Source organism: Pseudomonas medicaginis (assembly GCF_965119365.1).
In the GTDB taxonomy this organism is placed as follows: domain Bacteria; phylum Pseudomonadota; class Gammaproteobacteria; order Pseudomonadales; family Pseudomonadaceae; genus Aquipseudomonas.
This window is the reverse complement of the sequence record NZ_OZ221631.1, coordinates 4,355,264-4,379,896: the sequence shown is the minus strand read 5'-3', so window position 1 is coordinate 4,379,896 and position 24,633 is coordinate 4,355,264. Positions and strand designations below refer to the sequence as shown.

Genomic DNA, 24,633 nt, shown 5'->3' with positions numbered 1-24,633 from the left:
ATCAACCGAATGGTTGATCAGAGGAACAGTGCGCTGACCAGCTCGGTGCGACTGCTCACGCCGACTTTGCGGAACAGGTGGATCAGGTGGGTCTTGATGGTTGGCAAGCCTACGCCCAGTTCCCGGGCCAATTGTTTGTTGCTGACCCCTTGGCGCAGTAGCCAGGCGATCTGGCGCTCCTTGGGCGTCAGGTCGTCCAGTGCATCCCCATGGGCCGGTAACTGGGCCACGGCCAATTGCAGCAAGACCTGCAACGCGTTGAGTTGGCTCAACTGCTGATGGGTGAAGGCGCCTTGTTCGGCGGTGCGCAGCAACGAAATGGCGGCTTGGGGCTGACCGTCCCGGTGGGCGAAGACTTCCACCACGTCGACCACGCCGTAGCGTTGCAGGAAGTCGCGATAACGATGGTTGTCACGCAGCGGTTGGCGGGCCATCGCCAGGCCCAGCGGCACCACGGCCAGTTCGCTGGACGCGCAGTGGCGCGGGTGCAGCGGGTCGAACTGGCGGTAATTGTCCAGGTAGTCGCGGTGCATCTCGCCGCTCATCCCATGGAGGCTGAAGTCGTGGGCTTGCAGGTGTCGGTCCACGCAGTAGAACGCTGCCCGGCTGACGGGCACCAGTTGGGTGAAGGCGTGCAGGCAATGGCCGGCGATGTCTTGGGCAGGGATGAGGTTCATGGTCGCAACCTTCGCAAGCGGGCCGCCGGGTGGGCCGGCAGCCCTGTCCGGTCAGGCTACCGCGAAGTAGTGCTTGACGAAACTTTCGCTGACCACTTCCCACAGCACCGGCGTGCCCTTGGTCACGAACCAGCTGTCGCCGGTTTTGTAACGGGTGCTCTGGCCGGTGGCCTCGTCGGTGAGGACCACCTCACCGGTGACCACGGTGGCTTGTTCGGCGAACGGGTAGACCATCCGGAATTTGCCTTGGGTGGTGCCGAAGTAGGCGCTGCTGACCGGATCGGTGGGGGCGCCGAAGGTCATCTTGCCGAAGGCCTTGACTTCGCCTTCGAGAATCTGCGAGCCGAGATCGGCGACGGTGCCCCAGGCGTCCAGGTCGGACAGCTGGATGTCTTTTTCGAGGGTGATAAGGGGCATGGCAGGTGACTCCTGATGATTGAAAGGAAGAAGGAGGTTGGCCGTCAGCGACGGCCGTTCCAGTAGCCCGACAGCTGATGCCAGGACTTGCCGGCGGTCAGCAGCAATGGACGAATGGCGTCTTTGCCGATGATGGTCGGGCGATGGATCGAGCTGACCAGGTCGTAGCGCGCCGAGCCTTCGCTCATGCCTTCGGCCAGCACCTTGCAGATGATGTGGCTCGGCGTGACGCCGAAGCCTGAGTAACCCTGGACGAAAAATGCGTTGCTGCGGCCGGGCAGGGTGCCGATCTGCGGGAACAGGTTCGGGCTGCACGCCATCGGGCCACCCCAGGCGAGGTCGATCTTCACGTCCTTGAGGTACGGGAAGATCTTCAGCATCAGGCGCCGGTTCCAGGCCTTGAGATCCTGGGGGATGTGCTCCACCAACGGCGTCGCGGCACCGAACAGCAGGCGGTTTTCGTTGGTGACGCGGTAGTAGTCGATCACCGGGCGAATGTCACTGTAGGCGCTGCGAATCGGGCTGATGCGCTGGATCAGTTCGTCCGACAACGGCTCGGTCATCATCTGGAAGGCGTAGGTATTGATGGTCGAGCGGTGCAGTTCCGGTTCCAGCTTGTTGAGGAAACTGTCGCAGGCCCAGAGCAGCTTGCTGGCCCTGACCGAGCCGCGCCCGGTGCGCACGGTGATGCGTTCGCCATAGCTGACTTCCAGGGCGGGGCTGTTTTCGAAAATCCGCACGCCGTGGCTGACCACCGCCTTGGCTTCACCCAGCAGCAGGTTCAGTGAGTGCACATGCCCGCCGCCCATGTGCAGCAATGCGCTGCTGTAGGCCTTGGAGCCGATGATCTGCTGCACATCGGAGCCGCCGAGGAAGCGGATCTCATGTTTGCTGTTGATCGACTTGAAGTCTTTTTCCCAGGCCCGCAGGGTTTTTTCCTGGCGGGCGTTGAAACCCATGTAGCCGTAGCCGTGGCAGAAATCGGCGTCGATGGCGTACTTGGCGATACGGTCCTTGATGATATCGGCGCCCAGGTCACTGATCTCGAAGACCTGGCGCAGGCCGTCTTCACCGACGTCCTTTTTGATCTTTTCCAGGTCATGACCGATGCCAGCCATGATCTGCCCGCCATTGCGTCCGGTGCCGCCGAACCCAAGGTAACGTGCCTCCAGCACCACGATGTTGGTGATGCCTTTTTCAGCGAGCTCCAGCGCGGTATTGATGCCGGAGAAACCACCGCCAATGACCACAACGTCGGCGTCCACGTCCTGTTCCAACGTGGGGAAGCTGAGGTTGTATTTCTTGGTGGCCGTGTAATAGGTGGGCGTTTCGATATTGATCATGACGCAACCTGACAAAGTGAAAGGAAACTCCGTAGCCACGCCTGTGCAAGGCATTGCAGGGGATGGCTCCATTAAGAGCCCTGACGGGGCGTTTGTCTTGATCATCCGTGCCGGGGTATTTGACCGAGCGCGCCAGGGCGCCTAAACCTGCCCCATGAAAAGTACAATCTTGGATCTGGAAGGTGCATTTTTCACCTGCCCGCGATTGCCCATACTGGACCGGCCTTAATCAATGATTCCGTCGTTTGTGCAGCCTGAGGTTGCCGGGCAAAGACGGGATCGGCAGATGCCAATAATAAAAGAGCCTCTCCATGAAAAAGCCAAACCCGCTGCTCGAAGACCTCAAGCCCCTCCTGCCGGCCATCGCCGCCAACGCCTTCCAGGCGGAGAAAGACCGTAGCGTGCCCGCCGAGAATATCGCCTTGCTCAAAAGCATCGGCATGCACCGGGCCTTCCAGCCGAAACCGTACGGTGGCCTGGAAATTTCCCTGCCACAGTTCGCCGATTGCATCGCGCTGCTGGCCGGTGCCTGTGCCAGCACGGCGTGGGCCATGAGCCTGTTGTGCACCCACAGCCATCAGTTGGCGATGTTTCCGGCCAAGGCCCAGCAGGAGGTCTGGGGCGATGACCCGGATGCCACTGCCAGCAGCAGCATCGCACCGTTTGGTCGCACCGAGGAGGTCGACGGCGGTGTGATGTTCAGCGGTGAAATGGGTTGGAGCAGCGGCTGCGATCATGCCGAATGGGCAATCGTGGGCTTTCGCCGGAAAAACGCCGAAGGCACCCAGGATTATTGCTTTGCGGTGCTGCCGCGCAGCGACTATGACATTCGCGATGACTGGTTCGCGGTGGGCATGCGCGGCAGTGGCAGCAAGACGTTGATCATCGACAACGCTTTCGTTCCGGAACACCGGATCCAGAAGGCCAAGGACATGATGGAAGGCAAGTCCGGTGGATTCGGCTTGTACCCCGACAGCAAGATTTTCTACTCGCCGTACCGGCCGTACTTCGCCAGTGGTTTCTCCACGGTCAGCCTGGGCGTGGCCGAGCGTATGCTGGAAGTCTTTCGCGAGAAAACCCGCAACCGCGTGCGGGCCTACACTGGCGCGGCGGTCGGTGCCGCGACCCCGGCGTTGATGCGCCTGGCCGAGTCCACCCATCAGGTGGCGGCGGCCCGTGCCTTCCTGGAGAAAACCTGGCAGGCGCACGCCGAACACAGTGAGCGCCACGAATACCCCAGCCGGGAAACCCTGGCGTTCTGGCGGACCAACCAGGGGTACGCCACCAAGATGTGCATCCAGGCCGTCGACCGCTTGATGGAGGCAGCCGGCGGCGGAGCGTGGTTCGAGAGCAACGAGTTGCAACGGCTGTTCCGCGACGCCCACCTGACCGGCGCCCATGCCTACACCGACTACGACGTCTGTGCGCAGATACTCGGTCGTGAGTTGATGGGCCTTGAGCCCGATCCTTCCATGGTTTGACCGCCTGTCCCCTAGAACAATAATCGAGGTCGTCCCTTGAGGCGGCCGGGAGTCTTGCATGTCCAGTCTTTGTGATACCGCTTTCGACACCCGTGCGTTCCGCCGGGCCCTGGGTAACTTCGCCACCGGCGTGACCGTGGTCACCGCTGCCACTGAAGATGGCCGCAAGGTTGGTGTGACGGCCAACAGTTTCAACTCGGTGTCCCTGGACCCGCCATTGATCCTGTGGAGCATCGACAAGCGATCGAGCAGCCACGAGGTGTTCGAAGCCGCCAGCCATTTTGCCGTGAACGTACTGGCCGCCGACCAGATCGACCTGTCGAACAACTTCGCACGACCCAAGGAGGACCGCTTCGCTGAAATCGAATTCGAAACCGGCGAAGGCGGCGCCCCGGTGTTTGTCGATTGCTCGGCGCGTTTTCACTGTGAAAAATTCCAGCAGGTCGATGGCGGCGATCACTGGATCATGATCGGTAAGGTCGTGGCCTTTGACGATTTCGGACGCTCTCCATTGCTCTATCACCAGGGCGCCTACTCGATGGTGCTGCCCCACACTCGCATGACCAAACGCGAAGAGGGCCAGTCCCCCAGCAGCCACTTCCAGGGGCGCTTGAGCCACAACCTGTATTACCTGATGACTCAGGCTCTGCGGGCCTATCAAGCCAGCTACCAGCCGCGTCAGTTGTCCACCGGCTTGCGCACCAGCGAAGCCCGGATGCTGATGGTGCTGGAGAACGACGCCGGGCTGAACCTGTGCGACTTGCAGCGGGAGGTGGCGATGCCGGTACGCGAGATCGAAGAAGCCGTGGCCAACCTCAAGCGCAAGGGCCTGGTGAGCGATGAAGGCGAGCGTGTACGCCTGACTGCCAAGGGCATGGATGAGACCGAAGGGCTCTGGGCCATCGCCAAGGAACAGCAGGACAAGGTGTTCGGCCAGTTCGGCGAGGCCCAGGTGGAGCATTTCAAACAAGTGCTCAAAGGTGTGATCAAGGGCGCTTGAGCTGAAACATGCATTAAGGGTTGGCACCAACCCCTGTCGCGAGGGGATTTATCCCCGCTGGGCCGCGAAGCGGCCCTAAAGCTACAACCGCGAATCGACTGACACACCGCGATGGCCGATATCAGGGCTGCTTCGCAACCCAGCGGGGATAAATCCCCTCGCCACAGGTAACTCGGCGTCGGAGATGTTAAGATTTAGTTAACTCATTAACTAACTCTGCTCGCGAACCCCCTCCATGCCCAAGCCGCGCCAATCCTTGACCCTGACCCTGCTACAGGCCCGCGAAGCGGCCATGGGTTTTTTCCGTCCTTCCCTCAATCAACATGGCTTGACCGAGCAGCAATGGCGAGTCATCCGTATTCTCAGCCAGCACGATGAGCTGGAGATCAATCGCCTGGCCGAACTGGCCTGCATCCTCAAACCCAGCATGACTGGCGTGCTGGTGCGCATGGAAGCAGCGGGCATGGTGGTGCGGCGCAAGGCTGAACAGGATCAGCGCCGGGTGCTGGTGCGCCTGGCGCCGCAGGGGCAGGCGAGCTTCGATTCGATGAGCCAGAGCATGGAAGAGAATTACCAGCGTCTGCAGGACAAGTTAGGGGAGGAAAAATTGCAGACGTTGCTGGGGTTGCTCAATGACCTGAAGGCGATCAGGCGCTGAGAACCCGGACAGGTTGCTTTCTGTGGGAGCAAGCTTTGCTCCCACAGATGCCCTTGCCACAAGGTATTTGATAATGATCAGTACACGCCGCCAGCCGCAGGCTTTGGCGTGTCTTTGAACGTCGCCGCCAGTGTCTGCAAGCCTCGCATCAACACCGTCGTATCCACGCCCACGGCGACAAACGCCGCACCGAGTGCGATATAGCGCCGAGCCAGTTTTTCATCGGCGCTGAGAATTCCGGCGGCCTTGCCGGCCTGACGGATGCGGGCGATGGCGTCTTCGATGGCCGCTTGCACATCCGGGTGACCGGGGTTGCCGCGAAAACCCATGGACGCACTCAAGTCCGCCGGGCCGATAAAAACCCCATCCACGCCTTCCACCGCCGCAATGGCTTCCAGGTTGGCCAGGCCTTCGCGACTTTCGATCTGCACCAGCAGGCACATCTGTTCATCGGCCTTGTCGAGGTAGCCGGGGATGCTGTTCCAGCGCGATGCCCGGGCCAGTGCGCTGCCGACACCACGAACCCCGCTGGGTGGGTAATGGATGGCGCGTACCAGTTCGCGGGCCTGCGCGGCGCTTTCCACCATCGGTACCAGCAGGGTTTGCACGCCGATATCGAGCACTTGCTTGATCAATGCCGTGTCGCCGATCACCGGGCGTATTACCGGCTGGCTGGGGTAGGGCGCCACGGCCTGGAGCTGGCCGAGCAGGGTGCGCACATCGTTGGGGGCGTGTTCACCGTCGATCAGCAGCCAGTCGAAACCGGCGTTGGCAGCCAGTTCTGCGCTGTAGGCATCGGCCAGGCCGAGCCAGAGGCCAATCTGCGCTTCGCCGCTGCACAGGCGTTGTTTGAAACGGTTGATGGGCATGTCCACTGAACAATCCTCGAGAAGTCAGACGAAGCGGCAGGCGATGGAACCGAGCATGTCGTAGTCGACATGGAAGGTATCGCCGCGTTGGGCGGCCACGGGGCGGGTGAAGGAGCCACCAAGGATGATCTGTCCCGGTTGCAGGGTGACGTCGTAGGCCGCCAGCTTGTTCGCCAGCCAGGCCACGCCTTTGGCCGGGTGATTGAGCACCGCCGCCGAGACGCCGGATTCTTCGATCACACCGTTGCGGTAGAGCACCGCCGGCACTTTGCGCAAATCGATGTCGGTCGGGCGGACTGCGCGACCGCCCATGACCACGCCGGCATTGGCGGCGTTGTCGGAGATGGTGTCGAACACCTTGCGGGTCGCCTGGGTCTGCGGGTCGATCTGCTGGATGCGCGCATCGATGATTTCCAGCGCCGGGATCACCCATTCGGTGGCGTCGAGCACGTCGAACACCGTCACGTTCGGGCCTTTCAACGGTTTGCCCAGAATGAATGCCAGCTCCACTTCCACCCGTGGCACGATGAAGCGCTCGAAGGGAATATCGGTGCCTTCGTCGAAGAACATGTCGTCCAGCAGCGCGCCGTAGTCGGGCTCGGTGATGTTCGAGGACACTTGCATGGCCCGGGAGGTCAGGCCGATCTTGTGGCCGACCAGCTTGCGGCCGTCCTTGATTTTCTGCGCGACCCAGGCGCGCTGAATGGCGTAGGCATCCTCGATCGTGATGTCCGGGTGATCGAGGGAAAACTGCCGCACCTGCTCGCGGGAGCGTTCGGCATGGTCCAGGCGGGCAGCGGCTTGCTGGATGAAGGTCTGGTCAAGCATGGCAAGGGTCTCTTATTGAGGGTTGACGATGGCGGCCCGGGTGCGCAGCACCAGCAAGCCACCAAGGGCGATGAGCAGGGCCAGCACATACAAGGCGAGGCTGGCGCTTTGGGTGGTGTCGCGCATCCAGCCGATCAGGTAGGGCGCGAAGAAGGAGGCGATGCTGCCAAAGGAGCTGATCAGCGCGATGCCGGCGGCCTGGGTGCCGTTGGACAGGAAGGCTGGCGGCAGCTGCGCCCAGCGCGGCCATCAACAGCGGCACGCACAAGTGCCAGCGGCGTTCGCGATGGCGGTCGGAGGAACGCCCGCAGCCGATCATGAAGAAACAGCCGGCCAGGTAGGGCACCGCGCTGAGCAGCCCGACCTTGCCGTCGCTGCCGATGCCGGCGCCGTGGATCAGGGTCGGCATCCAGAACGCCAGGGTGTTCACCGCCAGCATCACGGCAAAGTACACCGCCACCAACAACCAGACCTGCGGATTGTTGAGGATCGCCGAAAACGAGGTGATGGATTTGCGCTGTTCTTCAAGGCTCAGTTGTTCGCGCAGCTGCTGCTTGGCGTGCGGTGTGAGCCACCTGACCGTCTCGAAGTTGTCCGGCAGGCACTTGAGCACCACGAGGCCGAGCAGGATCACCGGCAACCCTTCGATGACGAACATCCACTGCCAGCCGCGCAAACCGCCAACATCATGGAAATGCTCGAGAATGCCGCCGGACAAAGGCCCGCCAATCACCCCGGCCATCGGTACGGCGATGGCGAACAACGCGGTCACCTGGGCTCGACGCCGGGCCGGATACCAACGGTTGAGAAAGACCAGGATGCCAGGAAAGAAACCGGCCTCGGCCACGCCCAGCAGAAAGCGCAACACGTAGAAGCCGGCGGCGCTGTCGATGAGGAACATGCCGGTGGACAAGGCCCCCCAGACCACCATCAGCGTGGCGATCCAGCGCCGCGGACCGACCCGGTCCAGGGCCATGTTGCTGGGCACGCCAAACAGCGCATAGGCGATGAAGAACAGGCCGGCGCCGAAGCCGTAGACCGTGTCGCTGAACTGCAGGTCGGCGCTCATCTGCATCTTCGCGAAGCCGATGTTGATGCGATCCAGGTGAGCGAAGAGGTAACAGACCAGCAGCAGCGGCATCAACCGCCAGGTGATGGTCGCATGGGTGCGGTCGTGGGTGACGGTGCCGACAGTGTCGAGGGTATTGGCTGTGCTCATGATCTTGTACTTTTTGTCAGAGAGGCCGATGGGGAAATGCGGGTAGACGGATTCAGGTGGCCTGGCCCTTGAGGAAGGCGTGGACGTTGTTGGCCTTGAAGTTGAGTTGCTCGTGCAGCTCGATCATCTCGAACGACAGCGCCAACAGGCGCTGGGCCTGGAGTTCGGCGAAGTGCGCGGTGATCACTTCGAAGAGGTTTTGCGCGACGGCCTGGCGGGTGGCCAGGTCGCGACCATGGCCGACTTTCAAGGTCATGTGCACGAAGGCGTAGTCATGCTTGCCATCGGCCATGCGCCAGGTGTCCAGGCGTACGCCGCGGCTGCGGATACCGCCCAGGGGGAACACGCCGCTGTCGCCCAGCAAGGCGTGGACCTTTTCAAACAGGCCGGGCAGGTCGGCCTGTCGTTCGATGTTGTCGGTGTATTCAGCGATGAAATGCGGCATGAATGGCTCCTTCGGGCCGCACGGGGATGCCGTACGGCCGCCGTGTCAAACAGGGAAGATGGCGTTGATCTGACCGGTACCGGAGCTGCCGAAAGGCTCGGTGATGATTTCGGCGGGCTTGTCGTAGTCGGGCCCGCCGAGCAACCCCAGCAGCATCGCCGTGTCATGCATCTTGCCTTCGCCGAAGCAGTGCTCGGCGTAGTCCGGGAGCATCGCGCAGAACTCTTTCCAGCGGCCCTGGCGCCACATCTCGACAACGTGCAAGTCGACTTGCTTGTCGAATTCCCGTGTCCAGTTGTGGATGTTGGCTTCGGCGTTGCGATCATCGGAGAAACGGTGCGACAGCGAGCCGGACGCGAGCACCAGGACCTTGCGGTCGCTTTTTTCGATGGCCCGGCGCACGGCGGCGCCGAAGGTGAAGCTGTCTTGCAGGCGGTGCCAGGCGCACCAGGCGGCAATCGACACGACGTCGAATTTCTGTTCCTGAGGAACGTCCATGTGCATGTAGCGCATGGGCACCAGCGTGCCATATTCCAGCTCAAGACTCGGGATGTTGTGGGCCAGGGTGCGGACATCGGCGGCATTGGCCTCGGCGGCGATCAGCTCGCCCAGTTCCGGGGCGCCTGGGTATTCGTACTCCATGTTCTTGATGAAGTGCGGCAGCTCGTTGCTGGTGTAAATGCCCTTGAAGTGCGCGCCGCTGTTGACGTGATAGGCGCTGTTGACCAACCAGTGCACGTCGAACACCACGGCGGTATCGGCGCCCAGCTCGCGGGCGCGGCGGCCGATTTCCTTATGGCCGGCAATGGCTGCGGCACGGCAACCATGGTGCTTGCCGGGCAGCTCCGACAGGTACATCGAGGGAACGTGGCAGATTTTCGCGGCCAGGACGACTTCGCCCATGATGATTCTCCTGAAAAATTGTTCTTGTTGAGTCTTGGGTAATCGGTGAATCACAGCCCTGATGTTCGGGATGGAATCACAGCTCTTGTGGCGAGGGGATTTATCCCCGCTGGGGCGCGAAGCGGCCCTGAAATGGCAAACCCAATCAACATGACACACCGAGGTGTCAGGCTTCAGGTCTGCTTCGCAGCCCATCGGGGATAAATCCCCTCGCCACAGGGTTAATCAGCAGGCTTGACCCGGATTACACCCCCCACCGCGGTATGTGATGACTGCCCATGGAAATGCAAACGTTCTTGATCTCGGCAAACACTTCAAAGCTGTACTGTCCACCTTCGCGGCCGGTTCCGGAACCCTTTACGCCGCCGAATGGCTGGCGCAGGTCGCGTACGTTCTGGCTGTTGATGAACACCATGCCGGCCTCGATGCCGTGGGCCAGGCGATGGGCCTTGCCGATGTCCTGGGTCCAGATATACGAAGCCAGGCCGTATTCGGTGTCGTTGGCCAGTTGCAGGGCCTGGGCTTCATCCTTGAACGGGATCAGGCAGACCACCGGGCCGAAGATTTCTTCCTGGGCGATGCGCATGTCGTTGTTCACGTCAGCGAATACCGTCGGCTGGATGAACTGGCCGCGGCTCAGGTGGGCAGGCAAGTTGGCCGGACGCTCCAGGCCGCCGGCCAGGAGGGTGGCCCCTTCTTCGAGGCCGATCTTGATGTAGCCGGTGACCTTGTCGTAGTGGGCCTGGGTGATCATCGAGCCGACCTGGGTCTTCGGGTCTTGCGGATCACCGACGATCAGGCGTTTGGCGCGGGCGGCAAATTCGGCGACGAACTGCGGGTAGATGCTTTCCTGGATGAATATCCGGCTGCCGGCGGTGCAACGTTCGCCATTGAGGGAAAAAATCGTGAACAGCGCGGCGTCGAGGGCGCGTTCCAGGTCAGCGTCTTCGAAAATCAGCACGGGCGACTTGCCGCCCAGTTCCATCGAGTACTTTTTCAACCCGGCGGTCTGCATGATTCTCTTGCCGGTGGCGGTACCGCCGGTAAAAGAGATCGCCCGCACGTCCGGGTGGCGCACCAGCGCATCGCCGGCCGTGGCGCCGTAGCCCTGGATCACGTTCAGCACACCATTGGGAATGCCGGCCTCGACGGCCAGGCGACCCAGCTCGTTGGCGGTCAACGGCGACAGTTCGGACATTTTCAGCACAGCCGTGTTGCCCAGCGCCAGGCATGGGGCGGTCTTCCAGGTCGCGGTCATGAACGGCACGTTCCAAGGTGAGACCAGCGCGCAGATCCCCACCGGTTGGTACAGCGTGTAGTTGAGCATCTGGTCGTCGACCGGATAGGTATGGCCGTCCATTCGCGTGCAGACTTCGGCAAAGAAATCGAAGTTGTGGGAGGCGCGCGGGATCAGCACGTTGCGGGTCTGGTGGATCGGCAAGCCCGTGTCGAGGGTTTCCAGCTCGGCCAGCTTCGGCACGTTCTGTTCGATCAGTTCACCGAGCTTGCGCATCAGGCGGGCGCGTTCCTTGGCCGGGGTATTGGCCCACTTTGGAAACGCTTCCTTGGCGGCTGCGACCGCTTGGGCCACTTCTTCGGCACCGCCGCTGGCGACTTCGCCAATGGCTTGGCCAGTGGCCGGGTTGTGGTTGACGAAGACGTCTTTGCTTTCGACCTCACGGCCGTTGATCCAGTGTTTGATCATGCTGCTCAAGCCTCTTTACGGGATGCGAAGAACTCGGCTTCGCTGACAATTCGATTGACCAGGCGGCCGACGCCTTCCACTTCCACCACCACTTCGTCACCGGGCACCACATCCGCCAGGCCTTCCGGCGTACCGGTGGCGATCATGTCGCCGGGCTGCAGGGTCATGAAGCTGGACAGGTATTCGATCAGGTAGGGGATGTCGAAAATCATGTCTTTGGTGCTGCCTTCCTGGCGCAGTTCGCCGTTGATCCAGGTGCGCAGCTTCAGGTCGCTCGGGTCCGGCACATCGGCCACATCGACGATCCATGGGCCGACGGGGGTGGTGGCATCGCGGTTCTTCACCCGCAGGTTGGGGCGATAGTAGTTTTCCAGGTAGTCGCGGATCGCGTAGTCGTTGCACACGGTGTAGCCGGCCAGGTAGCCCAGCGCGTCCTCGCGCTTGACGTTGCGTGCCGCTTTACCGATGACGGCCACGAGTTCGCACTCGTAATGCATGTAGGCGACGTTGTCGGGACGCCAGGTTGCCTGGTTATGGCCGGTGTAGGTGCCCGGCGACTTGATGAACGCCAGGGGTTCGGTCGGTGGCTTGAACGCCAGTTCGGCGGCGTGATCGGCATAGTTCAGGCCCAGGGCGAACATGCTGCCGGTGGCCGGTGGCAGCCATTGGACCTGGTCCTCGGTCAGCAGGCGACCATCGGCCAGGCGTACGGCGTTGCCGGCTTCAACGGTAACGGCGTGATCCTGGCCTTCAAAACGAATGCGCGCGTGTTTCATGAATGAGCTCCTGTGTCCTCGGCCACGACGGTATTGACGAGACGACCCAGGCCGCTGATGTCCACTTCGACACGGTCACCGGGCAATACGTCGACCCGGCCCTCAGGCGTGCCGGTGATCAGCACGTCGCCGGCATGCAGGGTCATGAACTCGCTGATCTCGGCAATCAATTGGGGAATGTTGCGAACGAAGTTGGCCGTGCTGTTCTGCTGGCGTACCTGGCCGTTGACGTACAGCGTGATCGCCAGGCTGTTCGGGTCGGCCACCTGGGCGGTCGGCACCAGTTCCGGGCCGATGGCGCAGAAACCGTCCCGGCACTTGGCCTTGACGGCAGGGCGGTAATAGCTGTCTTCCGGGAGACTGAATTCATTGACGACGGTGTAGCCAGCCACATAGCTCAGGGCCTCGGCGGCGCTGACGCGGCTGGCTGATTTGCCCATCACCACACCAAGGGCCGGCCCCGGTTGCAGTGTTTGGCCGTGACCGGGGTGAACTACGTCGGCGTCGTGCCGGTTACGGGTGTTGGGTGTCTTGATGAACAGCACGGGCTTGAGCGGCGGCTTCTGGTAGGGCGGTTGCTCGAACTCGGCGAGGCGCTGTTTCAGCAGCCCCTGGTAGTTCAACGCGACCCCGAACAGGGTGCCGGTCGCGACGTCATGCAGGGCACGGCTCATGCTTGTCTCCTGGCGATGCAGAGGGTGAGGGCTCTGCGGTTATTGTTAATGTGTTAACAGTTATAATTAAGATGTTAACTATCGTCAAGCGTGACAGAATGAGCGGGCACTGGTTGCCTTGCCGGATTCGGTGCAGGATGGGTGCGGCAGGTGCCTGGACCAGAATAAGAAAACGAGTACTGCGTGATGACTGACCGTCAGCCGATCCCCAACATCAACATTGGTCAGGTGTACGACCAGCGCTACAGCGACGCCGAGGTGCACTACGACCGGCTCGCCAACCTGGCGGATTTTTTCGGCCGTAACATGCCGGTGCATCGCCACGACCGATTCTTCCAGGTGCACTACGTCAAGAGCGGCACCGTACGCGTGTATCTCGATGACCAGCAGTACGTTGAATCCGGCCCGATGTTCTTCCTGACACCGCCGACCATTCCCCATGCCTTCGTGACCGAGGCCGACAGTGACGGGCATGTGCTGACGGTGCGCCAGCAATTGGTGTGGCAGTTGATCGACGCCGACCCGAGCCTGGCGCCGGCGGGTGTGCAGATGCCGGCAGCCTGCGTGGCGTTGGCGCAACTGGGGCCCGGGCAGGCGCGGGAGACGCAGCGGCTGGAATACCTGTTCGAGGCATTGAGCGAGGAGGTGGCGGCGGGGTATCCGGGGCGCAGCGCGGCGCTGGACGGGCTGACGCGGTTGATCATGATCAGCCTGTTGCGGCTGTGTTCCAACTCCCTGGAGGCCAGGCCGGCCCGGCATGAAGACCTGAAGATCTTTCACCGCTTCAACGAGCTGATCGAGGCCCACTACCTGCAGCATTGGCCGCTGTCGCGCTACGCCGAAGGCATCGGCGTGACCGAGGCGCGCCTCAACGACGTGTGCCGACGCATCGCCGACCTGCCTTCCAAGCGCCTGATCATGGAGCGGTTGATGCAGGAGGCCAAGCGACTGTTGTTGTTCACCGGCAGTTCGGCCAATGAAATCTGCTACCAGCTCGGGTTCAAGGACCCGGCGTATTTCAGTCGGTTTTTCCAGCGTTACGCCCAGCTCACGCCAGGGGAGTATCGCCAGCGGCAATCGGGGTTGCGCTGAGCGCTTGCAGCGCTGTGATAGCGACACTAAGCTGCCGACTCGCCCATTCACACAGTTCGAACATGGCCAACCCCAGACCTTCTTTGACCCTGACCCTGTTGCAAGCCCGCGAAGCGGCGATGGCTTTTTTTCGTCCGGCACTGAACCAGCATGACCTCACGGAGCAGCAATGGCGAGTGATCCGCATCCTCCATCAGCAAGGTGAGTTGGAAAGCCACCAGCTCGCCCACCAGGCCTGCATTCTCAAGCCGAGCATGACCGGCGTGCTCAGTCGCCTGGAGCGCGATGGGCTGGTTCGTCGCCAGAAATCCAGCCAGGACCAGCGACGGGTCTTCGTAGGCCTGACCGAGCGTGGCCAACAGTGCTTCGTGTCCATGAGCGAAGGCATGGAAAGCAACTACCGGCGGATCGAAGAACAGTTCGGCGAGGAAAAGATGCAGCAACTGCTCACGTTGCTCAATGAGCTCAAGACCATCAAGCCTTGAGCCTTGAGTCTTTGTGGCGATTGAGCTCGCTCCCGCTGGGCTGTGTAGCAGCCTCCCGGAACCACCAACTCGTCTAGTCACCGGTCGGCAGAGGGAGCCATCCCTGGCCAAAAAATCGCTTCACACCGTGCTGCGTTCACGCAACGCCTGCAACCGATCAGCCCCACCCTCAGCCACGCGATTCTCGATCAGGCGGTCGGAACCGCCTTCGGCCACTCGATTCTGGCTCAACCGATCGGAGCCGCCTTCAGCCAGTTGATGCGAAGCCTGGGCCGGGGCGTTCTTTGCCGAGGCTACGTTCGAGAGGCCGACACCGCCCACCAGTGTCAGGGCGATTGCCAGCGACGAAAGTTTCGAGAAGTTGAACATGGTGATTCTCCTTGCGCTTGATTGAGTGAGGCCGTGGCAGCGAGGTGTCGCTGTCCGGTGATCACAGTTAAACGCGCAGATGTATCGACGATGTTTGCCCGAAGAGGGCGAAATCTGCAGTTTCGTATCAAGCTGCCTTTCATATACAGAGCGATACAAACCCTGTTGGAGCGAGGGGAGGCGGGGCGTGCCATCGCGTGCAAGCTCGGCTCCCACAGGGTTCTACCGCGAATTGTCTGGTCGATAATCGCACGCTTTGCGGCCTATCCCCCCGTGGGTTATTGACCAAACTAACCGGGTGGTACATTTTAGCGGCACGTGTCTTGCCCAACGTGGCAAAAGACCATAATAAAAATATAGAGGAACACCCATGCCTACCCAAGCGCCCCACGCGGTCCCCTTGATCCGTCTTTCCAGTGCACCTTCCAGCCTCCCAGGTTCGATCCGCTAGCGGCCCAATGCTGTTTCGGTCTTATCGCACCACTGGGATGTGGGCACTCGACAAGCCTCGGAGTTCTTCAAGATGACAAAAGTCGTGGATCTGTATTTCAAGCTGCTGAAGCTGCTGATAGTGGTGTGCATGGTCGTGATGATCCTGCTGGTGTTCGGCAATGTAGTGCTGCGCTATGCCTTCAACTCGGGCATCAGTGTGTCGGAGGAGCTGTCGCGCTGGTGCTTCGTCTGGATGATCTTTCTCGGTGCCCTGGTGGCGCTCAAGGACCGCGCCCACCTGGGCATGGACAGCCTGGTCAAGCGCTTGCCGCCGGCCGGCAAGCGGATTTGCCTGGTCATCGGCCATTTGCTGATGTTGTACATCTGCTGGCTGATCTTCAGTGGCAGTTGGCAACAGGCGGCGATCAACCTGGAGGTGGTTGCCCCGGCGTCAGGATTGTCCATGGCGCTGTTCTATGGCGCCGGCCTGGTGTTCGGCGCCAGTGCCGCTCCCATCCTGCTCTACGAACTCTACCTGGCGCTGTTCCGCAAGCTGGGAGACGACGAGCTGGTGATGGTCAAGGACAACGACGCCGAGGGAATCGCACATAACGCCACCAAGAGTACCCACCCATGACACTGGTTATCTTCCTCGGGTCCTTGATAGGCAGCATGGCATTGGGCATGCCCATCGCGTTTGCCTTGCTGGTGGTCAGCGTGGCGTTGATGGCTTACCTGGATCTGTTCGACGCGCAAATCATTGCCCAGAACCTGCTCAACGGCGCGGACAGCTTCCCGCTGATGGCCGTGCCGTTCTTCATGCTGGCCGGTGAAGTCATGAACGTCGGCGGGTTGTCCAAACGCATCGTCAACATTGCCATGGCGCTGGTGGGGCACAAGCGCGGAGGCCTGGGTTACGTGGCGATCATCGCTTCCTGCCTGTTGGCATCGCTCTCCGGTTCGGCCGTGGCCGATGCGGCGGCACTGGCGGCGTTGCTGGTGCCAATGATGGTGTTGGCCGGGCACAATCGGGCGCGTTCGGCGGGTTTGATTGCCGCCGGTGGCATTATCGCGCCGGTCATACCGCCGAGCATTGGCTTCATCGTCTTTGGCGTGGCGTCCGGGGTGTCGATTTCCAAGTTGTTCCTGGCCGGCATTGTGCCGGGCATCATGCTCGGAGTGGCGCTCGCCATTGCCTGGTGGATCGTTTCCCGCAGCGAGGATGTCGAGACGCCACCCAAGCAATCCCGTGCCCAGGTCCTGCGGGCGTTGGTCGAGGGCAGTTGGGCCATGGGCTTGCCGATCATCATTGTTTTCGGCCTCAAGTTCGGCATTTTCACCCCGACGGAAGCGGCAGTGGTGGCGGCGGTCTACTCGCTGTTCGTATCCCTGGTGATCTACCGGGAAATGAAAGTCAGCCAGTTGTACGGGGTAATCCTGTCCTCGGCCAAGACCACCTCGGTGGTGATGCTGCTGGTAGCCGCCGCCATGGTTTCTTCCTGGCTGGTGACTATTGCCGACCTGCCGGGCCAATTGGCGGCGGTGCTCGAGCCGTTCATGGATAGCCCGACCCTGCTGTTGGTGGTGATCATGCTGATGATCATCCTGGTGGGTACGGTCATGGACATGACGCCCAGCATTCTCATCCTCACGCCGGTGCTGATGCCGGCAATCACCCAGGCGGGCATCGACCCGGTCTACTTTGGCGTGTTGTTCCTGATCAACACCGCCATTGGCCTGATTACTCCGCCCGTGGGCACTGTACTCAATGTGGTGAGCGGGGTTTCCAAGCTCAATATCGAAGACATCGTTCGTGGCGTGTGGCCGTTCCTGCTTGCGCAGCTGGCGGTATTGCTCCTGCTGGTCCTGTTCCCACAATTGGTCTTGGGACCGTTGAAATTCTTCACCGGTTGAGACCGGTGCAGGCCGTAGTAACTCGACTCAAAAACAATAATGATCGGAGAGTGACATGGGAAAACTGATGAAAACCCTGTTGGCCGGGGCGTGCGCGACGGGCTTGCTGTTGGCCAGCGCGGCCAGCCATGCGGACGAAATCCGCGAACGGACCTTGCGATTCGCCTTTCAGAACGTCAAGGAACACCCCCAGGGCCAGGGCGCGCAGAAGTTCGCTGACCTGCTCAGCGAAAAGAGTGGCGGCAAGATCAAGGTTCGTCTGTTCCCCGGCGGTACGCTGGGCGGTGATGTGCAAACGGTGTCGGCGTTGCAGGGCGGCACGCTGGACATCACCGTGCTCAACTCCGGCATCCTGGCCGCCCAGGCCCCGGATTACGCCATGCTCGATTTCCCGTTCCTGTTCAACAACGTCGAGGAAGCCCATGCGGTCATCGATGGGCCGGTCGGGCAGAAACTGGCGGCGCAACTGGACAGCAAAGGGCTGGTGGGGCTGGGTTATTGGGACCTGGGTTTCCGTAACCTGACCAACAGCAAGCACCCGGTGACCCGGCTCGAAGACATGCAGGGCTTGAAACTGCGCGTCATCCAGTCGCCGATCTACCTGGAGACGTTCTCCGCCCTGGGCGCCAACCCCGTGCCGATGGCGTTCCCCGAGGTCTACACCGGCCTTGAGCAACACACCATCGACGGCCAGGAAAACCCTTTCACGGTGATCGAGGGCAATAAGTTCTACGAGGTGCAGAAGTACCTTTCCGTCACGGGGCACATCTTCAACCCGCAGTCGTTGATCATCAGCCAGAAGACCTGGAACCGTCTCAATGACGATGAAAAGGCGATGATTCGCGCGGCCGCGGCCGAGGCGCAAACATTCCAGCGTGAAGTCACGGCGGCGAGCATGGACAAGGCCAAGGCCACGTTGGCGGCTGCGATGACCGTCAATGAGATCAGCCCGGCCGAGAAAGATCGCTTGCGCGAGCGGGTGAAACCGGTGATCGACAAGTTCGCCAAGTCCCTGGATGGCGATCTGGTGAAAATGATGTATGACGAGATTGCCAAGGTGCGTGCCGCCCAGTGAGGTGAAGGCACTCCTGTCGAGGGGCGATGAAGGGCGTCGGGGCAGTGTCCCGGCGCCCTTCGTTGTGTCTGCGGCCGATTTTTCCCAAGGCACAAAGCAGGGACGCCGCCGTTTCTCGTAGGAGCGTATTGGCGTTTGTAGAACAGTCATGGCCGGTCTCGATGCCCTCGTCATGCCTCCAAACTTGTTAGGCTAGGGCTCGCATATCTCGTTTTCACTTTGGAGCGGCGGGACTCATCAGGCCATGGCACGCATGCGCGTGCCGTAAATCAAAGGAGGTTCACGTGGGTAAAAATCCTGTAGACGATCTAGCAGGAAAATCCCAGACGCCCGGCACGGAGGGAATACCAGCCCCCAGCGGCGAGGCCAATCTCATTGAAACCGACTATGTCATAGGACAGGACAATATCAGCGGTCAGTTTTCGTTCTCTCTGGATATCCACGGCAAAGTCTTCCTTATCTCTGCCGCCACCGTTTTGCTGTTCGTCGTCATGACACTGGCCCTGCAAAACGAAGTTGAACCGCTGTTCAGTTCAATGCGCAGTTGGTTGACCCGGCACTTGGCCTGGTTCTTCCTGAGCGCAGGCAATGTCTTCGTATTGCTGTGCCTGGCGCTGATCGTTTCGCCATTGGGCAAGGTCCGATTGGGCGGGCGCGACGCCACGCCGGATCATACGTACCTGGGTTGGTTCTCCATGTTGTTCGCCGCCGGGATGGGCATCGGGTTGATGTTCTATGGCGTTGCGGAGCCGATGTCGCATTACGCTGCCGCAATGGGCGGAGTCACGGTCGATGCCAATGGCGTGCGTACGGACTGGGCCCCCCTGGGTGGTGCACAGGGTGACATGAGAGGCGCAGCAGACCTGGCGATGGCTGCGACTATCTTTCATTGGGGGCTGCATCCATGGGCTATCTACGCCATCGTTGCGTTGTCCCTGGCGCTGTTTTCCTTCAACAAAGGCTTGCCGCTGTCGATACGCTCGATTTTTTATCCTCTGCTGGGTGAGCGTGTCTGGGGCTGGCCGGGTCATATCATCGACATCCTGGCGGTCTTTGCCACGCTGTTTGGCCTGGCGACATCGCTTGGTATCGGTGCGGAGCAGGCCGCGGCGGGGATTGAGCACCTGTTCGGTATTCCGTCCACCAACGTCAGCAAGGTGCTACTGATCATCGGCATCACCTTGATTGCACTGTGGTCGGTACTTGCCGGGTTGGAGAAGGGCGTCAAGCTGCTGTCCGAAATCAACATGGGCCTGGCGCTCCTGTTGCTCCTGTTCATCATCGTCGTGGGGCCAACCCTGGCCATCCTCACTGGCTTCTTCAAGAACGTGGTGACGTACGTCGAATATCTGCCGGCATTGTCCAATCCTTTCGGGCGCACGGACACCGAGTTCACCCAGGGCTGGACGGCGTTCTATTGGGCCTGGTGGATCAGTTGGTCGCCGTTCGTGGGCATGTTCATCGCCAGGGTCAGCCGTGGCCGTACCGTTCGTGAGTTCCTGGTTTCGGTATTGCTGGTGCCTTCGTTGGTGTCGGTGCTGTGGATGACGACCTTTGGCGGGACGGCCATTGATCAGGCCACCCTGCAGGGCCTCAGCGGCGTGAAGGATGCCGTGCTGGAACTCAAGTTGTTCGTCATGCTTGAAGGACTGCCCTTCAAGGAGATTTCGTCCCTGCTGGGCATTGTGCTGGTGATCGTGTTCTTCACCACGTCCTCGGACTCCGGCTCGCTGGTGATCGATACGATCACCGCGGGCGGAAAGGTCGACGCGCCCGTTCCGCAGCGGGTCTTCTGGGCGGTCATTGAAGGGGTGATCGCCATCGCACTGTTGCTGGGAGGGGGCTTGGTTGCCTTGCAGGCCATGGCCGTGTCGACCGGGTTGCCGTTCGCCATAGTCCTGCTGCTGGGCTGCATTTCGCTGGTCAAGGGATTGCTCTCCGAACCACGCTCCTGACGGTCGAGGAGCGCCGATGATGGAAAGGGTCATGTTCCATCGTCGGCCTCAGTCCCAAAGTTCTCCAACCACAACGTCAGGGCTGTAGTGAGTGGCTATTTGCGCTTGCAGCAGCTCGGCCGTGGCCAACGCATCGGTCAAGGCCTGATGGGCGTGGTAGGGCGGCAGGTGATAGCGCGGGCGGCTGTCCGCCAACCGGACCGACGCGAGAGGGCGTTGCAACAATCGGTCTAGCCAGTTGCGATGGCCCCGGACCTGCCGCGCTTCGAGTTGCATGGTGTCAATGACTGGAAATTGCAGGCCTTCCCCCCAGTGGTGACGAAACGCCTGATCCAGGAAATCACGTTCGATGGCCCGGTAGTGCACGACCATGATTTTCCCTGTCATTGCTTCCAGCAGGTGCTCCATGATGTCCGGCAACCGGGGGGCATGGCGGATATCTGCGTGGGTGATGCGATGGAAAGTGACCGATTCGTCGGTCAGTCGCGCGGGCTTGATGATCCAGTACAGCGCTTCGCCGCAGCGTATCCGCTTGAGCGTCAACGGTATCAGGCCAATGCTGACGATGCTGTCGCTATGGGCATTCAAACCGGTGGTTTCCAGGTCCAGGGCCAGCAGGTCCACCTGCTCCAGTGGCGTCTGTCCGTTGGCAACGCCGGCCCGGTAGAAACGCTGCAAGAGAGGGTGTCTGGCTTGCTGTGCCAACTGTTCAAAGCGCGCCGGCCAGTCTGCTGTTGTCTGCCTCTGCGAGTTCCGTGAATCGCTCATCGTGTTGGCCGTGCGTGGCCGGGATAGCGGAAGCGCAAGAATTTCTGCGCATTGCTCAACACCTGGAACGCTTCCTTGAGGTTGTGGCGCTCAATGGTGGAAAAGCGCTCGGGCTCGATGTAGTTGTCGGGTGTCCGGCCCTGTTCGATGGCATGGGCCTGGTGCCGTATGCGCACCATCGATAGGAACTCCAAGGCGTAGCGCAGATGATCAATGGCTTGCGGTTGCAGCCATTTTGTCGTGCTGATGGCTTCGAGTCGATCAAAGGAATTTTGTGCGGTACTCCCGCACGCCAGCGCATGAATTCGGATCAGGTCGGTAAGGGGCGCCGTGCCACGGCCCTTCAGGTTGATGATCTGTTTTTGCTCCCCGTCGGTTTCCATGACAAACGTGCGGAAGAAACCCAGGGGTGGCGTCCTGTTCAATGCGTTGCGGGCCATTGCCGCCAGGAAGGCTGGCGTGGCCTTTGATTTTTCAGCGCAAAGCGCCTTGAGCGCATCGACCATTTCCAACCGACCATAGACGCCGTCCAGGTCAAAGAAAATACAAGCATTGAGCAGTGTGGCGGCGTTCGGTTTTTCAATCCACTGGGTGAAATAGTCGCGCCAGACTCGCAGCGGCTGACGCCACTGGACGTTGGTCGCCATGATCCCGCCCTTGCAGTAGCTGAAGCCGCACGCGGCGAGCCCGTCACTGACAAAGGTGGCCAGCTTCCTGAAATATTCATCGTGCAGGGCCGGGTCGAAACGATCATCCAGTACCAGGGCGTTGTCCTGGTCGGTCACCAGCAACTGTTCGTCCCGGGCCATCGAGCCCAGCACCATGAAACAATAGGGAACCGGCGGCGGCCCCAACGCCCTTTCGGCCAGTTCGAACAGGCGCTGGGTGAAGGCGCGACCAATACCTGAAATGGCGCTGCCGATCATGTGGGCGGTGGCACCGTCGCGCACCATGCGAATGTAGGTGCCGCGCAGATCCCGCAGCAATGATCGCAGACCTTCGACGCTGGTCTGGTTGGAGATGCTGTTGACGAGGTACAAGCTGCTCTGGGACTCGTGCCGGATAATGTCCGACAGATTGATCAGGCCCAGAGCGCGGCCCTTATGCATCACCGGCAGGTGGTGGATATTGCTTCGAAGCATGCACAGCATGGCCTCGAACAGCGAGTCGTCGGCCTGGATGGACACCGGGTCGTTCGACATGACTTCGCCGATGGTGGTGTTGCCGCTGCGGTTGGCGGCCACCACGCGAGTGCGCAGGTCTCGATCGGTCACGATGCCGAGCATCTTTCCGGGGTTATGCCCGTCCCGCTCCAGGACGACGACACAGGAAACGCTTTGCTCGGTCATCAGCTGTGCGGCTTCCTGGACGCTGGTTCGTGGCGTGACCCAGACCAGCTTGCGGGAAATCAAGGCACGGGATTTAAGCTGGATCAGATCGCTCGCGCGCCCTTGGGCCTCAACGGCCGACTTGAGCCTGGAGTGACCTTCGGCTTCGACAAAATCGGCGAAGTTGTCGTGCCGCTTGCACAATTGGGCGATGACATCCGCCGGGATGAAATAGATCAGGCTATCTTCCAGCGCCGTGGCTGGAAAACGCACTTTGTTGCTGCGTAGCAGGCCGGCCTGGCCGAAAATATCGCCTTCCACCAGGCGGTCATACAGCTCGCCGCCGCGTCGATAGATCTCGACGGCGCCGCTGCGTACGTAGTGCAGGTCGTGTATGACGGCGCCTGCTTCGAGGATAGGGCTGCCCGCCTTGAAATAGGCGACGTCGACGCGCCGCGCAATGTCTTCCAGCGTTGCCTGGGGCAGGGCATCGAATGGGGGAAAGCGATGCAGATGCTCGCTGATTTCCAAGAGTTCGATTTGCATGGGGCCTCGTGGCTGTTCGCTTCAGAGGAACAACATGCCAGACCATGGGAGCGCGCACAAATCCGCTGTTGGCAAGTGTGCGCGACCACCGCTTCGTCACTGGCCTTCAGGCACCGCCAGCCATTGCCCGATCACCTTCTGGTAGCTGCCATTGGCCTTGCTCAGGTGCAGCCATTGATCGACGTACATCTTCCAGGTGTTGTCGTCCCGTGGCAGCAGGTAGGCTTTCTCTCCATATTGCAGGTAACGGGTCGGGTTGACGGCGCACAGGCCGGGCTTGAGTTTTTGCTGGTAGAGCGCTTCCGAGGCGTCGGTAATCATCACGTCGGCTTTCTTGTCCAGCAGTTGCTGGAAGATGGTCACGTTGTCATGGAAGCTGAGCTGGCCGTTGGGCAGGAACGCTCGGACGAAGGCTTCGTTGGTGCCGCCCGCCGGCTCGACAAGACGCACCGAAGGCTGGTTCATCTGCTCGAGGGTCTGGTAACGCTCCTTGTCTTCGCAACGCACCAGCGGGATTTTCCCATCCACGTCCAGGGTGGTACTGAAATAGGCCTTCTTCTGGCGCTCCAGCGTCACCGAAATCCCGCCCATGCCGATGTCGCATTGACCGGCAACCATATCCGGCATCAGGGTTTTCCAGGTGGTCTGCACCCATTGCACCTTGACGCCCAGGCTGGCGGCCAGGGAGCGCGCCATGTCGATATCGATGCCTTCGTATTCGCCAGCTGCGGTTTTAAAGGTATAGGGCTTGTAGTCGCCGGTGGTGCACACCTTCAGTTCGCCGCGTTGCTGAACCTGGTCCAGTAGCGAAGGTGCCGGTTCGGCCAAGGCGCTGCAGGAGAGCGCCAACAGGCCACAGAGCGTCATCGAGCGTGTTATGTTTTTCATGGATAGGACGTCTCGCAACGGAAGGGAACAAGACCGGGGAGTGTAGTGAAAGCGCCTGCTCGCTGTCACGGCGGTGTTGATCGTGAACCGTCAGCTGGGCGTAGGCTCGGGGGGCTGTCGATGCAGGCTTTCCAGGTAGGCGCAGAACATATCGGCCATGGCGTCGCTATAGACGGCAACCTCCACAGGAGAGCGGGGCGCTGATGAAAATCGCTTACCCACGGTACTGAGCGTCGTAATCACCAGGTCACCCGCCAAGGCACGGGCCTGCGCCGGGACGGTTGGCAGTGCTTGCAGCATGAAGGCGCCCACCGACTGCTGTACCGACATCCGCGCCGCATGATGCTCGGGGGCGTCGCGGTAGAGCGGGGCGGCGTCGTTGAGGGCGACGCGTATCTGGGCCTCGTCGCATTCGGACTGGATGAACGCCTGCACCAAGGTACGCAGGCGCTCGAAGGGCGGCTTGAGGTCGTCTTCAAGAATCTCGCGCAGCATGTCGCTGGTTTGGCGCCATTCATCACTTTGCAGCCGGAACAGGATCGCCGCTTTGTTCGGGAAGTACTGATACACCGAGCCGACGCTCACGCCAGCTCGCTCGGCAACCCGGGCCACCGTGAAACGTGCCGCGCCCTGGGTCGCCAGAACCTGAACAGCCGCTTCCAGAACGGCGGCGACGAGCTCGGTGGAGCGTGCCTGTTTCGGCTGTTTACGCGAGGAAATCTGCGGGCTTGAGCGTTCGGGCATACGGGCATGAGCCTTGGAAGGGAATGCGAATAGGAAATGCGA

General features: G+C 61.1%; 24 protein-coding genes and 1 pseudogene. 9 read left to right on the top strand and 16 right to left on the bottom strand.

Translation table 11 applies throughout. The features are described from left to right. Nucleotides 1–17 precede the first annotated feature (17 nt). From ACMTA2_RS19355 to ACMTA2_RS19345, 3 genes are read right to left on the bottom strand one after another with little or no spacing between them, the layout of a single operon-like run. On the bottom strand, nucleotides 18–677 hold the full coding sequence (locus ACMTA2_RS19355; protein WP_413791312.1) for a helix-turn-helix transcriptional regulator: 660 nt from the start codon (nucleotides 675–677) through the stop codon (nucleotides 18–20). 51 nt (nucleotides 678–728) lie between these two features. After that, nucleotides 729–1,094, bottom strand: a complete 366-nt coding sequence (locus ACMTA2_RS19350) for a cupin domain-containing protein (RefSeq protein ID WP_413791311.1) — start codon at nucleotides 1,092–1,094, stop codon at nucleotides 729–731. A 44-nt stretch (nucleotides 1,095–1,138) separates the two neighbouring features. Next, the gene (locus ACMTA2_RS19345; RefSeq protein WP_413791310.1) at nucleotides 1,139–2,437 is read right to left on the bottom strand and encodes an NAD(P)/FAD-dependent oxidoreductase; all 1,299 of its coding nucleotides are present in this window, start codon (nucleotides 2,435–2,437) and stop codon (nucleotides 1,139–1,141) included. A 311-nt stretch (nucleotides 2,438–2,748) separates the two neighbouring features. On the opposite strand from ACMTA2_RS19345, the gene ACMTA2_RS19340 reads away from it, so the two are divergent. The 3 genes from ACMTA2_RS19340 to hpaR (ACMTA2_RS19330) all read left to right on the top strand — a co-directional run bounded on the left by ACMTA2_RS19340 (nucleotide 2,749) and on the right by hpaR (ACMTA2_RS19330) (nucleotide 5,576). Further along, nucleotides 2,749–3,918, top strand: a complete 1,170-nt coding sequence (locus tag ACMTA2_RS19340) for a p-hydroxyphenylacetate 3-hydroxylase oxygenase component (RefSeq protein WP_413791309.1) — start codon at nucleotides 2,749–2,751, stop codon at nucleotides 3,916–3,918. Nucleotides 3,919–3,976: 58 nt separating this feature from the next. Then, nucleotides 3,977–4,918 (top strand): p-hydroxyphenylacetate 3-hydroxylase reductase component, encoded by a 942-nt coding sequence (locus ACMTA2_RS19335; RefSeq protein WP_413791308.1) that lies wholly within the window; start codon nucleotides 3,977–3,979, stop codon nucleotides 4,916–4,918. Nucleotides 4,919–5,153: 235 nt separating this feature from the next. Next, nucleotides 5,154–5,576 carry a homoprotocatechuate degradation operon regulator HpaR gene (hpaR, locus tag ACMTA2_RS19330; RefSeq protein WP_413791307.1) on the top strand — a complete coding sequence of 141 codons (423 nt, stop codon included), beginning with the start codon at nucleotides 5,154–5,156 and terminating at the stop codon, nucleotides 5,574–5,576. Nucleotides 5,577–5,653: 77 nt separating this feature from the next. Here the strand turns inward: hpaR (ACMTA2_RS19330) and hpaI are convergent, their stop codons facing one another. From hpaI to ACMTA2_RS19290, 8 genes and pseudogenes are all read right to left on the bottom strand, one after another. Further along, nucleotides 5,654–6,451, bottom strand: coding sequence for a 4-hydroxy-2-oxoheptanedioate aldolase (gene hpaI, locus ACMTA2_RS19325; protein ID WP_413791306.1), 798 nt, complete (start codon nucleotides 6,449–6,451; stop codon nucleotides 5,654–5,656). A gap of 18 nt (nucleotides 6,452–6,469) precedes the next feature. After that, on the bottom strand, nucleotides 6,470–7,273 hold the full coding sequence (gene hpaH / locus ACMTA2_RS19320) for a 2-oxo-hept-4-ene-1,7-dioate hydratase (protein ID WP_413791305.1): 804 nt from the start codon (nucleotides 7,271–7,273) through the stop codon (nucleotides 6,470–6,472). A 12-nt stretch (nucleotides 7,274–7,285) separates the two neighbouring features. Further along, nucleotides 7,286–8,492 (bottom strand): annotated as a pseudogene (locus tag ACMTA2_RS19315) (MFS transporter). A 52-nt stretch (nucleotides 8,493–8,544) separates the two neighbouring features. Further along, nucleotides 8,545–8,937 (bottom strand): tautomerase family protein, encoded by a 393-nt coding sequence (locus tag ACMTA2_RS19310; protein ID WP_413791304.1) that lies wholly within the window; start codon nucleotides 8,935–8,937, stop codon nucleotides 8,545–8,547. Nucleotides 8,938–8,982: 45 nt separating this feature from the next. Beyond that, nucleotides 8,983–9,840: a 3,4-dihydroxyphenylacetate 2,3-dioxygenase gene (gene hpaD, locus ACMTA2_RS19305; RefSeq protein ID WP_413791303.1), complete on the bottom strand. Its 858-nt coding sequence runs from the start codon at nucleotides 9,838–9,840 to the stop codon at nucleotides 8,983–8,985. Between the two features lie 244 nt (nucleotides 9,841–10,084). Next, the gene (gene hpaE, locus ACMTA2_RS19300; protein ID WP_413791302.1) at nucleotides 10,085–11,545 is read right to left on the bottom strand and encodes a 5-carboxymethyl-2-hydroxymuconate semialdehyde dehydrogenase; all 1,461 of its coding nucleotides are present in this window, start codon (nucleotides 11,543–11,545) and stop codon (nucleotides 10,085–10,087) included. 5 nt (nucleotides 11,546–11,550) lie between these two features. Continuing rightward, on the bottom strand, nucleotides 11,551–12,321 hold the full coding sequence (locus tag ACMTA2_RS19295; protein ID WP_413791301.1) for a fumarylacetoacetate hydrolase family protein: 771 nt from the start codon (nucleotides 12,319–12,321) through the stop codon (nucleotides 11,551–11,553). Then, a complete protein-coding gene (locus ACMTA2_RS19290) occupies nucleotides 12,318–12,995 on the bottom strand; it encodes a fumarylacetoacetate hydrolase family protein (RefSeq protein WP_413791300.1) in 678 nt (225 codons plus the stop codon). The genes ACMTA2_RS19295 and ACMTA2_RS19290 overlap by 4 nt, the downstream gene beginning before the upstream one ends. A 186-nt stretch (nucleotides 12,996–13,181) precedes the next feature. Between ACMTA2_RS19290 and hpaA the strand changes: the two genes are divergently transcribed. After that, nucleotides 13,182–14,087 (top strand): 4-hydroxyphenylacetate catabolism regulatory protein HpaA, encoded by a 906-nt coding sequence (hpaA, locus tag ACMTA2_RS19285; protein WP_413791299.1) that lies wholly within the window; start codon nucleotides 13,182–13,184, stop codon nucleotides 14,085–14,087. Between the two features lie 62 nt (nucleotides 14,088–14,149). Next, the gene (gene hpaR, locus ACMTA2_RS19280; RefSeq protein WP_413791298.1) at nucleotides 14,150–14,572 is read left to right on the top strand and encodes a homoprotocatechuate degradation operon regulator HpaR; all 423 of its coding nucleotides are present in this window, start codon (nucleotides 14,150–14,152) and stop codon (nucleotides 14,570–14,572) included. A gap of 120 nt (nucleotides 14,573–14,692) precedes the next feature. On the opposite strand, the gene ACMTA2_RS19275 is transcribed toward hpaR (ACMTA2_RS19280), so the two are convergent. Next, complete coding sequence (locus tag ACMTA2_RS19275; protein ID WP_413791297.1) at nucleotides 14,693–14,941, bottom strand: phage infection protein; 249 nt, start codon at nucleotides 14,939–14,941, stop codon at nucleotides 14,693–14,695. Between the two features lie 523 nt (nucleotides 14,942–15,464). On the opposite strand from ACMTA2_RS19275, the gene ACMTA2_RS19270 reads away from it, so the two are divergent. The 4 genes from ACMTA2_RS19270 (at nucleotide 15,465) to ACMTA2_RS19255 (ending at nucleotide 20,317) form a co-directional block, all read left to right on the top strand. Further along, nucleotides 15,465–16,010 carry a TRAP transporter small permease gene (locus ACMTA2_RS19270; protein ID WP_413791296.1) on the top strand — a complete coding sequence of 182 codons (546 nt, stop codon included), beginning with the start codon at nucleotides 15,465–15,467 and terminating at the stop codon, nucleotides 16,008–16,010. Then, a complete protein-coding gene (locus tag ACMTA2_RS19265) occupies nucleotides 16,007–17,287 on the top strand; it encodes a TRAP transporter large permease subunit (RefSeq protein WP_413791295.1) in 1,281 nt (426 codons plus the stop codon). The genes ACMTA2_RS19270 and ACMTA2_RS19265 overlap by 4 nt, the downstream gene beginning before the upstream one ends. Nucleotides 17,288–17,342: 55 nt before the next feature. Beyond that, nucleotides 17,343–18,362 (top strand): TRAP transporter substrate-binding protein, encoded by a 1,020-nt coding sequence (locus ACMTA2_RS19260; protein ID WP_413791294.1) that lies wholly within the window; start codon nucleotides 17,343–17,345, stop codon nucleotides 18,360–18,362. Between the two features lie 284 nt (nucleotides 18,363–18,646). Beyond that, on the top strand, nucleotides 18,647–20,317 hold the full coding sequence (locus ACMTA2_RS19255) for a BCCT family transporter (protein ID WP_413791293.1): 1,671 nt from the start codon (nucleotides 18,647–18,649) through the stop codon (nucleotides 20,315–20,317). A 48-nt stretch (nucleotides 20,318–20,365) separates the two neighbouring features. Here ACMTA2_RS19255 and ACMTA2_RS19250 read toward each other — a convergent pair whose 3' ends face one another. The 4 genes from ACMTA2_RS19250 to ACMTA2_RS19235 form a co-directional block, all read right to left on the bottom strand. Further along, nucleotides 20,366–21,085, bottom strand: a complete 720-nt coding sequence (locus tag ACMTA2_RS19250; RefSeq protein WP_413791292.1) for a 3'-5' exonuclease — start codon at nucleotides 21,083–21,085, stop codon at nucleotides 20,366–20,368. Further along, nucleotides 21,082–22,959, bottom strand: coding sequence for a DUF294 nucleotidyltransferase-like domain-containing protein (locus ACMTA2_RS19245; protein WP_413791291.1), 1,878 nt, complete (start codon nucleotides 22,957–22,959; stop codon nucleotides 21,082–21,084). The genes ACMTA2_RS19250 and ACMTA2_RS19245 overlap by 4 nt, the downstream gene beginning before the upstream one ends. 96 nt (nucleotides 22,960–23,055) lie before the next feature. Further along, entirely contained in the window at nucleotides 23,056–23,847 is a 792-nt protein-coding gene (locus tag ACMTA2_RS19240; protein ID WP_413791290.1) for a transporter substrate-binding domain-containing protein, read from the bottom strand. Between the two features lie 90 nt (nucleotides 23,848–23,937). Further along, nucleotides 23,938–24,591, bottom strand: a complete 654-nt coding sequence (locus tag ACMTA2_RS19235) for a TetR/AcrR family transcriptional regulator (protein WP_413791289.1) — start codon at nucleotides 24,589–24,591, stop codon at nucleotides 23,938–23,940. Nucleotides 24,592–24,633 lie beyond the last annotated feature (42 nt).

Coding starts and splice junctions, on each gene's coding strand:
- ACMTA2_RS19295 (WP_413791301.1), bottom strand. CDS start 12,321: ATGAAACACGCGCGCATTCGTTTTGAAGGCCAGGATCACGCCGTTACC.
- ACMTA2_RS19350 (WP_413791311.1), bottom strand. CDS start 1,094: ATGCCCCTTATCACCCTCGAAAAAGACATCCAGCTGTCCGACCTGGAC.
- ACMTA2_RS19240 (WP_413791290.1), bottom strand. CDS start 23,847: ATGAAAAACATAACACGCTCGATGACGCTCTGTGGCCTGTTGGCGCTC.
- ACMTA2_RS19260 (WP_413791294.1), top strand. CDS start 17,343: ATGGGAAAACTGATGAAAACCCTGTTGGCCGGGGCGTGCGCGACGGGC.
- ACMTA2_RS19310 (WP_413791304.1), bottom strand. CDS start 8,937: ATGCCGCATTTCATCGCTGAATACACCGACAACATCGAACGACAGGCC.
- ACMTA2_RS19290 (WP_413791300.1), bottom strand. CDS start 12,995: ATGAGCCGTGCCCTGCATGACGTCGCGACCGGCACCCTGTTCGGGGTC.
- ACMTA2_RS19345 (WP_413791310.1), bottom strand. CDS start 2,437: ATGATCAATATCGAAACGCCCACCTATTACACGGCCACCAAGAAATAC.
- ACMTA2_RS19235 (WP_413791289.1), bottom strand. CDS start 24,591: ATGCCCGAACGCTCAAGCCCGCAGATTTCCTCGCGTAAACAGCCGAAA.
- ACMTA2_RS19355 (WP_413791312.1), bottom strand. CDS start 677: ATGAACCTCATCCCTGCCCAAGACATCGCCGGCCATTGCCTGCACGCC.
- ACMTA2_RS19265 (WP_413791295.1), top strand. CDS start 16,007: ATGACACTGGTTATCTTCCTCGGGTCCTTGATAGGCAGCATGGCATTG.
- ACMTA2_RS19275 (WP_413791297.1), bottom strand. CDS start 14,941: ATGTTCAACTTCTCGAAACTTTCGTCGCTGGCAATCGCCCTGACACTG.
- ACMTA2_RS19270 (WP_413791296.1), top strand. CDS start 15,465: ATGACAAAAGTCGTGGATCTGTATTTCAAGCTGCTGAAGCTGCTGATA.
- ACMTA2_RS19245 (WP_413791291.1), bottom strand. CDS start 22,959: ATGCAAATCGAACTCTTGGAAATCAGCGAGCATCTGCATCGCTTTCCC.
- ACMTA2_RS19335 (WP_413791308.1), top strand. CDS start 3,977: ATGTCCAGTCTTTGTGATACCGCTTTCGACACCCGTGCGTTCCGCCGG.
- hpaE (WP_413791302.1), bottom strand. CDS start 11,545: ATGATCAAACACTGGATCAACGGCCGTGAGGTCGAAAGCAAAGACGTC.
- hpaR (WP_413791307.1), top strand. CDS start 5,154: ATGCCCAAGCCGCGCCAATCCTTGACCCTGACCCTGCTACAGGCCCGC.
- hpaA (WP_413791299.1), top strand. CDS start 13,182: ATGACTGACCGTCAGCCGATCCCCAACATCAACATTGGTCAGGTGTAC.
- hpaH (WP_413791305.1), bottom strand. CDS start 7,273: ATGCTTGACCAGACCTTCATCCAGCAAGCCGCTGCCCGCCTGGACCAT.
- hpaD (WP_413791303.1), bottom strand. CDS start 9,840: ATGGGCGAAGTCGTCCTGGCCGCGAAAATCTGCCACGTTCCCTCGATG.
- ACMTA2_RS19250 (WP_413791292.1), bottom strand. CDS start 21,085: ATGAGCGATTCACGGAACTCGCAGAGGCAGACAACAGCAGACTGGCCG.
- ACMTA2_RS19340 (WP_413791309.1), top strand. CDS start 2,749: ATGAAAAAGCCAAACCCGCTGCTCGAAGACCTCAAGCCCCTCCTGCCG.
- hpaR (WP_413791298.1), top strand. CDS start 14,150: ATGGCCAACCCCAGACCTTCTTTGACCCTGACCCTGTTGCAAGCCCGC.